Source organism: Coleofasciculus sp. FACHB-712 (assembly GCF_014695635.1).
Lineage (GTDB): Bacteria > Cyanobacteriota > Cyanobacteriia > Cyanobacteriales > FACHB-T130 > FACHB-T130.
On sequence record NZ_JACJOQ010000369.1, the window covers coordinates 1 to 6504 of the forward strand.

Consider the following 6504-nt stretch of genomic DNA (forward strand, 5'->3'; position numbering starts at 1 on the left):
AGTTCAAAATTTTCAAACCAGTTATGCTGGACGCCGTTCCGGATAAGAATTGGTAGCTCGTTCTTAGAATTATGTGTGATTTTGAGAGTATCGCCAGTTGTTCCTTTGAGCTGGATGGTGCCCGTTGCTATTAAGCTTAAATCTAGCTGAGTCTTAGTCTTTACAGCTTTTTTAAAATTCTCATAACTACCCGTCGTTTTTGCTTCGCCTGCTTCTAGAGCAAAGCCAGCATATTGATTGTCTGTCGTGGTTACTTTTAATATCTTTTCATCTTGATAAAGCTGCGCCGCTTTCTTATCTTGAACTTTAACTTCAGTAGTAGAAGAATTAAGATTAATTGGATGAATGGCTAACCAAGTTTTTTCTAATTTAATAAACCAAACTTTATCTTCTATTTCTACTTTCGCTGTTATAGGTAGCTGCAAGAAAAAATATTTATCAGAAGCAGGTCGTAGCCAAAGCGCCAAGTTGCGGTATTGTCCTATTTGATCGCCTGGATTTTTCCCGGACTTCATTCTGTCGTCGCCGGTGTTAACGACAAAATAATCAACCCCTCGCTTAGAATCTTCAGCCATCAATTTGAAAGGGCCAACATCACCATCGCTAAACTCACCGGCTACGCTACCCATCTGATAAGTGTTGCCAAAAAATGTAGTTTCCCAATAACCCGGTCGGTCTTCTCCTCCGGGTTTCCAATTTTCATAAACTGGTTTTGTAGCGAGTAATTCAACCGGCTTCTTAAACTGCTTGCGAGCTAATGCTACAACGGCGAGTGGGGGACGGTAAGCGCTAGTAATGATGTGAATTGAATCGTGTTCTGGTTTAGGGTTAGGCAGTGAATTATCCCCAAAATATAACCACAGTAAACGAGCGGCAGATGAACCATAAACAACATTACTTTTGTTATAATCTCGCTTCGTTGGCCCTCCAAAACCGCCATAATAATACTTCACTGCCCCCGCAGCACAAAGCCAATCAAGAGCAGCTTTACCAAGTTGTTTGACTTCGGGATCTTTCGCAAAATCGTAGAGATTCAGATATGCAGCTAGGGTATGACCGTGGTAATTTTCTGAATCCCACTCGCCCATCCCGATGTGATAAAGTGCCCAGACATATCGCTGAATTTTCTTTTTGTATAACTGGCGCACCTCTTCATTACCCGTTTCCTCTGCCATTAGATAAACAGATATCTCGCGCATCGCTCTAAGATTATCGGTATTGCGCCCGTCTACCCAGCTACCACGCACCTTTGGCCCCCAACCATCACCGCCACGACCTTTCCCATAAATCGGGTGAGGACGGCCATTGGGATCTTGCTTTGTCCATTTTTTTGCCCCATCAAACATCCGTTGTCTATAGGCAGAATCTAGAAATTTGCCAAAGAAAAAATATTTTCTAATTTGACCTTTAAGAGTAAAAGAATAGTAATAGTCAATTCCATCCGTGTGGGCGTTATCTGGGGCTTGTTTATCTTCTTTTTCCAAAAAAGCGATCGCTTTCTCTCGGTTGCCAGCTAAAAAGTCAAACATCGCGAGGGGATAAGTTTGCTTTTCGTTTTCCCCGCTGTTGTTGTTGTATTTTTTACTCGTGTAGTAGCGAATAACCTCATTCGCTCTTTGCTGAAACTCTTTTTCCAGTTCAGGTGTCCACTGGTTCTGAAGCTTTACATCGACGGGTAGCGGCTGAATCTGAACTAAGCCATTTGCATCCTTGCTGATTGAGGGAGAAGCGTCTGAACTGGGTGTATTTGCCCTGGATAAGGGAGTGGTTTTGGCGTTGCAAGCCAATATTGCTACAGCCAATACGGATGCGATCGCCGCGTGACGAAAAATAAAAAACCGTTTCATCAGCAACAGAGGTAATTAAGCTGCTCTGATTTTGGCATGAGAAAGAGATGCGATCGCATTTTGGGCGCGATGGATGCGATCGCGCTTTGGGGAAAAGAGGATGTGATCGCACCCTCTGGGAAGGTAAATACCTCTTATCGTAGCCAATCTCTGAAATATCTGTTCAGTGAAGCATAGTGTTATAAATTATTTTTATCTACCCATTTCCCGTTTTTTAACTCAATTTCCATCCATCTTCCATTCACCTGTTTTTTAAGTCTTACTTCATGTGGATTTTCTATATTTCGACTTATAACTCGAACTGGAGTAATCCAATCTTGCTGACAACCTTCCGGTGAGTCGGGGATTGTATTCCAGTCGTTTTTAGTAATTCCATATTCCTTACTACAAGTCTCTTCTGCAATTTCTAGGCTTTCATACCATTCATCACCAATTGCAAAACCATCTTCCAGAGAAGTACACGGAAATAAGTATACTCCCCTCTCACAATCATGGAGAATGATTTGTTTAATCTGAGAATGATTCCGCGTTTTAGCTATTTTTCTCACGCTGTCTAACTTTCTTTTAAGGTGCCAATCACTAATAAACGTGGAGTTAGTATTCTTGTAAATCAGTTATCGACGGCATCAGCTCTTTCAATTGTCGCTCATTTGCTAATTCTTACCAGATTGGTTCAAGATTTAGAACGAATCCAGGGAGAACATCTTCTCCTGAGAGGGTAGTAGGAGATTTCAGCACTTCAACTGCTTGACCTTGGCGATAAATTTCTACTTGCTTGGATTTGCGGTTAATTAATAAACCCAAAATAGTGCCATTCTCTCGGTATTCTTTCATTTTCTCTTGAGCTACTTTCAAAGTATCACTTGGTGAAAGTAACTCAATGACAAAATCAGGACAAAGGGGGATAAATTTCTCTTTTTGCTCAGAGGTTAAAGTCTCCCAACGTTCCAGCTTCAGCCAAGCTGCATCAGGGGAACGATCAGCACCATTAGGAAGTTTAAAACCTGTGGAAGAATCGAAGGCAATCCCTAACTTATTTGTATCTGCCCAATTAAATAATTGCTGCGTCAGTCTACCATTTCGATTTCCTGTTTCTCCCCCTGCGGGTGACATAATGATTAATTCCCCTGTAGCCGTGCGCTCAAACCTTAGATTTTCATTTACTTGGCAAAGCTGAAAAAATTGCTCATCTGTCAGCTTAATAATGGGGTTGAAGTTGACGGTTAGGGCAGTCATACCAACGTTAAGGTTTAGATTTTGGATTATCTAAACCATGTAGAGACGCGATTAATCGCGTCTCTACATGGTATTTCAGTTACCGACTATTCTATTCCTTCAATTCGGTCTTCAACCTCCTGATACAATTCGCGTAGCATTTGTAAGTTGCTTTCGCTGGTTTCCCAGTACCCGCGACCATTGACTTCGAGTAAGGTTGCGACAACTTTGCGGAAAGAGTGAGGATTGAGATTCATGAGCCGCTTCCGCATCTCTTCATCTTGGATAAACGTGGTATTTGTATCCTCGTAAATCCAGTTATCGACAGCACCAGCAGTTGCAGACCAACCCATCGTATTTACCAGGCGCTTCGAGAGTTCGCGGACACCTTCGTACCCATGACTTAGCATTCCTTCGTACCACTTGGGATTTAGTAGTTTGGTACGGGCATCTAGGCGAACGGTTTCTGATAGCGTACGGACTTGGGCGTTGGCGGTGGTGGTGTCGGCGATGTAGGATGCTGGCGTTTTCCCATCGCCGCGCAGAGTGGCAACAACCTTGGTGGGGTCAGAGTCGAAGTAGTGGGAAACATCCGTGAGGCTAATCTCAGAAGAGTCGAGATTTTGGAACGTCACTTCAGCAGTTTTCAGTGTTGCTTCAAAAATCTGACGCGACTGTTCCATTGTGCCTGGACTATCGGAGGTGAAGGCAAAGGATTTGCGGCTGAGATACATATCTTGTAACTCAGATTCGCTTTCCCAAGTGCTGTTTTCTACAGCCAGGTTGATATTAGAAGAATAAGAACCAGAAGCGTTGGAGAAAACACGAGTTGCCGCTTGACGCAGGTTGATGCCCATTTCCTCCGCCTGTAGTAAGGCGTGTTTGCGGACAAAGTTCATCGATAGGGGTTCGTCGGCTTCTGCTGCCATCTTCACAGCTTGGTCGAGTAGGTTCATCTGGTTGATGAACAAGTCGCGGAAGACACCAGAACAGTTGATGACCACATCAACACGGGGGCGTCCGAGTTCAGCCAGGGGAATCAGTTCCAGTTTGTTGACTCGTCCCAAAGCATCTGGCACGGGTTTAACGCCCACCATCCACATAATTTGGGCGAGAGATTCGCCGTAGGTTTTGATGTTGTCGGTTCCCCAGAGGACGCAGGCGATGGTTTCGGGATAGGCACCCATTTCCGCGCGTTGCCGTTCTAGCAGTCGGTCTACAACGACTTTGGCGGATTTGACTGCGGCTGCGGTGGGGATAGATTGGGGGTCGAGGGCGTGGATGTTTTTGCCTGTAGGCAGGACATCCGGGTTGCGGATAGGATCGCCACCTGGCCCCGGAAGGATGTATTCGCCTTCTAAGCCTTTGAGTAAGGCACCCAGTTCGTTGTCGGCACAAACTTGCTGGAGGCAGAATTCCAAATACTCAAATAGAGGCTTAATCGCTTCTGGATCAACTTTCTCATAGCCTGCTTTATGCAGGGACTCGATCCAAGGTTCCTTCTTGCCCATGTTGAAGAAGTTGAGCTTAGAAACGAGGGAAACGCGACCATCGGCGTCAGTTTGTTCTTTGACGAGGGCGGAAACAGCGGCACGAGTGGCAAGGGTGATGTCTTGCAACAGTTGGACATCTTCTAAGATGCCTTTGTCGTTGTTCTTATAGATGTCGTCAATGTCGCGTCCGATGCTGTTGGCGATGATGCGGGGAAGACTAAGAATTTCTTCTTCGTTGCGGTCGAGACTGGCGATATTGACCAAGGTCGCGATCGCTTCTTCTGCACTCGGTGGTTTCCCAACGACGTGCAAGCCACAAGGCAATAGCCGCGACTCAATTTCCATTAGTCTCCGGTACACCAAGCCGACGAGAGTATCCCGTTCCTCGGCAGTCATCTCTTTGGCGTCTTTCTCTGGCAAGGCGATATCTTTATCTAGATTCACCATGCGAGATTTATCCACAATTGTGTTAACAATCTGGATACCCCGTCCCGTATCTTTGAGGGTTTGGTAAGAACCGATTAACTCGCTCAATTCTTGCAAACCCTTGTAGAGTCCAGCATTTTCTGCCGGGGGAGTTAAGTAGGAGATAGTTTCGGCGTAGCTGCGGCGCTTGGCGATGGTGGCTTCGCTGGGGTTATTCGCCGCGTAGTAGTAGAGATTGGGAATGTTGCCAATCAAGTTATCGGGGTAACATTCGTTAGACATCCCCATCTGCTTACCGGGCATGAATTCCAGCGAGCCATGCGTGCCGAAATGCAGCACGGCGTCGGCTTTCCAAATTCGCTCTAGATAGGTGTAATAAGCGGCAAAGCCGTGATGGGGACTAGCAGAACGGGAGAATAGCAACCGCATCGGATCGCCTTCGTAGCCAAAGGTTGGCTGGACACCGATAAAGACGTTGCCGAAGTGTTTGCCGAAGATTAATAAATTCTGCCCGTCGCTGTTGAGATGTCCGGGTGGTTTGCCCCAGTTTTCTTCTAACCGTTGAGAGTAAGGCGTTAAGTCTTCATACTCCGGCGTTGACATCCGATAGGCAATATTCAGTTCTGGAGTGCTGTACTGTGCTTGGGCATCGTGGATGACTTCTTGCATCAACGCCATCGCTGACTCTGGAAGTTCTGGGAGGTCGTAGCCGTTCTGCTTGAGGGCTTTCATCACTTCGTAGATGGAACCAAATACATCCAGATAAGCAGCCGTCCCGACGTTGCCTTTGTCCGGTGGAAAGCTGAAGACGGTGATGGCAACTTTCTTCTGGAGTTTTGGCTTGCGGCGCAGGTTTGCCCATTTTAAGGCGCGTTGAGCGATCGCTTCGATTCGATCTTGGAGGGCGATCGCTTTCCCAGTAGCTCCATCCCTTCCGGAAAGGATAATTGGCTCAATCGCTCCATCTAGTTCGGGGATGGCAATTTGCAATGCCACTTGCACCGGATGCAGCCCTAAATCGCTATTTTCCCACTCTTCTGTTGTTTGAAATACCAGCGGCAGTGCCACCATGTAGGGGCGATTCAGGCGTTTGAGAGTCTCAATTGCCTTGGGATGATCTTGTCTAGCAGGACCCCCGACCAGGGCAAATCCGGTTAGGGATACGACTGTATCCACGATTGTCTGGTTTCCTTGGAGGAAGAAAGCCTCAACTGGCTTAGAAAAATCTAAACCGGAAGCAAAGACGGGAATTACCCGTGCGCCCATTGCTTCGAGTTCCTGCACCATCGCTACATAATGGGCATCGTCGCCAGTGACGAGGTGAGTGCGTTGCAGCACTAAGCCCACACAGGGAGCCAGGGGATCTTTGAGATCGGCAGAAATATCGTTGCGGCTGTTGTACCAGTTGAAATATTCTTTGACATCCTCAAACATCTGGGGTGCCAAGGGGTGCCAGATCCCCATATCAACATAGGTGACGGGGTCTTTGTATTGGAAAGACGAGCCACGGCGCGTCTCTACAC

5 protein-coding genes are annotated in these 6504 nt (G+C 46.5%); 1 reads left to right on the forward strand and 4 read right to left on the reverse strand.

What is annotated here, in order from left to right:
* Nucleotides 1-1847, reverse strand: a 1847-nt coding sequence (locus H6F50_RS10170; protein ID WP_190428608.1) for a hypothetical protein, incomplete at its 3' end; no start/stop codon positions are given.
* Between the two features lie 36 nt (nt 1848-1883).
* On the opposite strand from H6F50_RS10170, the gene H6F50_RS10175 reads away from it, so the two are divergent.
* Nucleotides 1884-2024, forward strand: coding sequence for a hypothetical protein (locus H6F50_RS10175; RefSeq protein WP_190428609.1), 141 nt, complete (start codon nt 1884-1886; stop codon nt 2022-2024).
* 2 nt (nt 2025-2026) lie between these two features.
* On the opposite strand, the gene H6F50_RS10180 is transcribed toward H6F50_RS10175, so the two are convergent.
* From H6F50_RS10180 to H6F50_RS10190, 3 genes are all read right to left on the reverse strand, one after another.
* Nucleotides 2027-2395: a hypothetical protein gene (locus tag H6F50_RS10180; protein ID WP_190428610.1), complete on the reverse strand. Its 369-nt coding sequence runs from the start codon at nt 2393-2395 to the stop codon at nt 2027-2029.
* A 112-nt stretch (nt 2396-2507) separates the two neighbouring features.
* Complete coding sequence (locus tag H6F50_RS10185; RefSeq protein WP_190428611.1) at nt 2508-3083, reverse strand: Uma2 family endonuclease; 576 nt, start codon at nt 3081-3083, stop codon at nt 2508-2510.
* 86 nt (nt 3084-3169) lie between these two features.
* Nucleotides 3170-6504 (reverse strand): magnesium chelatase subunit H (locus H6F50_RS10190; protein WP_190428612.1); only part of this gene is annotated, 3335 nt, incomplete at its 5' end.